This window comes from Nitrosomonas sp. JL21 (assembly GCF_009833095.1).
GTDB lineage: Bacteria > Pseudomonadota > Gammaproteobacteria > Burkholderiales > Nitrosomonadaceae > Nitrosomonas.
Window position 1 is genome coordinate 1 of record NZ_QRCB01000074.1, and the last position, 4,467, is coordinate 4,467.

Below are 4,467 nucleotides of genomic sequence, written 5' to 3' on the forward strand. Positions count from 1 at the left end.
TGCAGAATCAACAGCTCAACGGTTGAGAAAAAAGGATTCTTCAGGGACGACTAATTAAAGAAACGTAAAGAAAAGCAATAACCTACACTGCCTTCCCTTTTTATGATAGACAGACCTACCTTCTTCGTCAAGAGGTGAGTCTCAGTAACTGCACTTGTACCCAGTTGTTTCCTATCCAAAGAATAAGGAATACTGCCTGAAAAATGCGCAGACTTGAATCAACTCATCAAGACTTAACCTCAGCCATTATTCATATTTTTAAGCAATGAATTTGTCAGAAATACGGGAAATTTCCTACTCTGTTTTGTAAAGAATTCTTAAAAAAATTAGTAGTTTCGCAGGAATATTCGCAATTTCTCAGCGTGCATATTCTAATTTTCATTAGTACTATCGGAGCCGTTAAATATTCAAACTGAAGAATTTTCACACCCAACGCGGAGTTGACTCCAGGTAATGGGTATAATCATCGCCAAATTGAGCGAGTAATGCTTTTTCTTCGGGAAGAATCTGGAATCGATTCATATAGGCGACGAATACGGGTACTAAAGCAATGGCCACAGCATTTTCCAGAAAAACGCCCCATGCTCCCAGCATGATCAGAAAACCCAGATACATAGGATTCCTGCTGTATCGGTAAATACCCTTTGTAACCATTGAAGTCGCTAACTCCGGTGTTAATGGATTGACCGTCGTTCTTGCTGCCCTGAATTCGGCAGCACCTGCAACAATCAAGGCAATACCTACTAATCCTGTTACTAGCGCAGATGCCTCTTTAGCGGGTATGGACAGGCTTGCCCAAGCATTGAATGACGCAACCATCCACATCGCCCAAGCTAACAGAAATACCACAACGACAGGCGGAACTTTTAGGGTTAAATCAGGCATATCTTTCAATCACGGCGATTCAGATCTTCGGATTGTACAAAATTTGAATGCATGGATATCTTTGTCAAAAAATAACCGGCAGCAATCCCAATCAACCAACTTACCACGATCAGAACAGGCATGAGATGCGAATCATTGTTGTCGCGGAATTGGGTAATGAGTATACCGAGGGGAGCAGCGCCTAAAACAATAGATGCACAGCTTTCAACTGCTGCTCGGTTCCAGTGTGAAATCACCCACGCCAGCAATAGAAAGGGAAAACACATCAACAATTGAAAATGCCAGGCAATACCGCTCCATAACAATCCAAATCCCAGAAAGGATAACAAGAATCCGCCAATCAATGCCAGTAAAATAATACCCGCCTTTTTCCAACCACTTCGGTGCATGAATTCTTTTTTCATGTCAATTCCTTATCGTCTGCACAATATTATCCGGAAGTTTCGTAGCGGGAGACTTGCTCATTTTGGTCTGGATAAATCACTTCGTTGGTAAGCGGTCAGATTTCCGCAACAATCCAATCCCCATGATCGCCATGGCAATCGATATGAAAGGATTGAGCAAGTTCAGCAATGCATACGGCGCATAGTCCAGCACCGGGATACCGAGCGTCGCCAGATAAAAAGTGCCTGCGGTTGTCCATGGAATCAAGCCGGTCGTTAAAGTGGAACCTTCCTCGACAGAGCGCGATAGCACAGCCCGATCCAACTTTCTTTCCTCAAACGCCCCTTTAAACAATTGGCAATTCAGAATGATCGAAATGTAGGCTTCTCCGAGCGTCATATTGCCGACCAGTCCGGATGCAATCGTGGCGGCAATCAACGTACTTGTACGTTGAATGTGTACAATGACATTTTCCAGCAATACCCGCAAAAAACCCGCGTGATGCAGAATGCCTCCCAACGCCAGTGCCAGCAGAGAAAGCAACAATGTCCACGCCATACTGTACACCCCGCCGCGACCCAATAGCTCATCAATATTCGCGATCCCAGTGGTACCTGCAGAATTCATCCATAGCGCATTGATCACTTCGATTCCATCCTTACCTTGATAGAACATGGCAATCAGCATGGCCAATACGATACTCCAAGCCATGCTGACTTCCGCCGCATAACGTTTGATACTCAAACCAAACATCAATAAAAAGGGCAATATCGTGATCCACAGATTTAACTGATACGCTCCTGCGAGCGCGCTACGAATCTCCTCAATATGCGCTGCAGGTAAGTCATTGGCGCCATATTCCCAGCCCCAAGCTGTGTAAATACCCAGCACAACGATAAATGTCGGTACGGTGGTATAGAGCATCGAACCGATATGACGATAAAGCTGAGTCCCGGCACTCATGGCCGCCAGATTGGTGGTATCGGAAATTGGTGACAATTTGTCGCCGAACGTAGCCCCAGAAACGATCATCCCCGCCACCAGCGGCAATGGAATCCCGATTGCATCGCCAATGCCGATCAATACCACTCCGATCGTACCCACCGTCCCCCAGGACGTACCGGTAGCTACCGACATCAGGCTGCACAATATGAATCCCGCAGCCAGAAAAATCGTTGGGTTGAGCAGATCGATACCATAATAAAGAAGACTTGCAATCGTGCCGCTTTGCATGAAACTGGCAATCACCATTCCGATCAGCAAAAAAATATATATCGCCGGCAACGCCTTGATAATGCCATCATCCATCATGTTTCTGATGTCAGTAAAGGCATATCCCAGCCAGTGCGCTTGCAGACACACCCAGATCAATGCCAAAAACAGAATGGCATGTATGCTGATTGCATACACGAACATCCCCAGTGAAATCAATATAAAAACACCGCCAAGGCAGAACGCTGCTTGCCAGAACGAAGGCAATGGGTGTACAGGAAGCAATTCTTCCAGCAGTGGATCATTTTCGGTCATGAGAGGTCATTTTTTCATCGATGTTGCAAACAATGCGATCAATTCGCCATAACCCTTCGCCGCAAGGTCATCTAAGCAAATAAACCGTAGCGACGCAGAATTGATGCAATAGCGCATACCCGTCGGTGACGGACCATCATTGAAAACATGTCCTAAATGACTATCCGCGTACCGGCTACGCACTTCCGTACGCGGCACCCATAGTTCATAATCGCTTTTGAGACAAATATAGTGCTCATCGATGGGTCGGTAAAAACTTGGCCAGCCGGTTCCGGAGTCAAATTTATGAAGGGAGGCAAACAACGGTTCTCCCGATACAATATCGACATAAATACCGGCTGCTGTGTGATCCCAGAATTCATTCTGAAATGGAGGCTCGGTTCCTGCCTTCTGGGTCACTTGATATTGCAATGACGTCAGGACATTTTCCAATAATTTAAGATTTTTTCTAAAATTTTCATAAGGGTTGATCACCATCGATTTTCCTCATCAACAGAACAATTGTCATTTACCATGAAATTCAAAGGGCGCATTACACATTTATCTCAAAAGGGCTTAGGTGTCGTCAAGAATGAGCAGAACCAAATCACCTATTTTGTCTTTGGAACCTGGCCCGGTGATATCGGTGAATTTGAAATCACTGACAAGCCGCTGAACAATAAAAAATTTGCCTACGCAAAACTCGTTCAGCTCATCCATCCTTCAGAGCAGCGGCAATCGCCTCGCTGCGCGCATATTCATCTGGAAGAAAATGGCTGTACCGGTTGCCCTTGGATGATTGCAGATTATACAAGTCAGCTGGAACAAAAGAGGAATCGTTTTATTTATGCGATGCAACGCGTCGGATTCGATGCGTCTATGCTCAACGTGGGAGCTGTGCAACCTGCACCAGACCTATATGGCTATCGGAATCGCTGTCAACTGAAGACAAATGGCGCGCAGTTGGGCTTCATCTCGGAACAATCACATCACATTGCGCCAATTAATGATTGTATCGTGCTCAATGATGCATGCAGAGCTTTGCTGACAAGCGTTATCCGACAATTGCCCAATACCCGATGGAAAACCGACACCAATCAGAACTGGAATTTCATTGAGCTGGACGATGACATGCAGACCAATGATATCGTTATCAATCAAAAACGTCCGTTCAAACAGGGCAACTCAATCCAAAACAGTCGGATGCGCGATTGGCTGCGGCAGAAATTGGCGCAGAATCCGCACCTGGGCAAGGTCGTGGAATTATTTTGCGGCTCCGGCAATTTTACCCAAATCATCGCCGAATCGAACTGCACTTCGGTAATTGCGTATGAAGTAGATGCAATCACGGTTGAAATCCTCAAGTCCCGGCATCTTCGCAACGTATCGCCTCAGAAGATCGATCTGTTTGATCCCTGGATCTGGAAAAAATTACAACCCCATGTCCAGGATGCCCATACGCTGGTGCTCGACCCACCAAGGGCCGGACTGAAAAAACACCAGGGCTTTTTTAACAGTTTTCGTACGCTCGAAACGATACTCTACATTTCCTGCAATCCTGAAACATTCGCTCGCGATGCCTGGTTTTTTCATCAACAGGGCTGGTCGATCAACGAAATACAGTTGCTCGACCTGTTTCCCCATACGCCCCATATCGAATTAATGGCAGAATTCATCAAAACTCAATAAAGC

5 protein-coding genes are annotated in these 4,467 nt (G+C 45.8%); 1 reads left to right on the forward strand and 4 read right to left on the reverse strand.

The annotated features are described in order from the left end of the window. Positions 1 to 423: 423 nt before the first annotated feature. The 4 genes from ABF87_RS14530 to msrB form a co-directional block, all read right to left on the reverse strand. A complete protein-coding gene (locus ABF87_RS14530) occupies positions 424 to 885 on the reverse strand; it encodes an isoprenylcysteine carboxylmethyltransferase family protein (protein ID WP_160829834.1) in 462 nt (153 codons plus the stop codon). 5 nt (positions 886 to 890) lie between these two features. Beyond that, positions 891 to 1,289: a lysophosphatidic acid receptor gene (locus tag ABF87_RS14535; RefSeq protein ID WP_160829835.1), complete on the reverse strand. Its 399-nt coding sequence runs from the start codon at positions 1,287 to 1,289 to the stop codon at positions 891 to 893. Positions 1,290 to 1,365: 76 nt separating this feature from the next. Beyond that, positions 1,366 to 2,796, reverse strand: coding sequence for a Na+/H+ antiporter NhaC (nhaC, locus tag ABF87_RS14540; protein WP_160829836.1), 1,431 nt, complete (start codon positions 2,794 to 2,796; stop codon positions 1,366 to 1,368). Positions 2,797 to 2,802: 6 nt separating this feature from the next. Next, positions 2,803 to 3,273, reverse strand: a complete 471-nt coding sequence (gene msrB / locus ABF87_RS14545) for a peptide-methionine (R)-S-oxide reductase MsrB (RefSeq protein ID WP_160829837.1) — start codon at positions 3,271 to 3,273, stop codon at positions 2,803 to 2,805. A 36-nt stretch (positions 3,274 to 3,309) separates the two neighbouring features. On the opposite strand from msrB, the gene ABF87_RS14550 reads away from it, so the two are divergent. Next, on the forward strand, positions 3,310 to 4,464 hold the full coding sequence (locus tag ABF87_RS14550; protein ID WP_160829838.1) for a class I SAM-dependent RNA methyltransferase: 1,155 nt from the start codon (positions 3,310 to 3,312) through the stop codon (positions 4,462 to 4,464). Positions 4,465 to 4,467 lie beyond the last annotated feature (3 nt).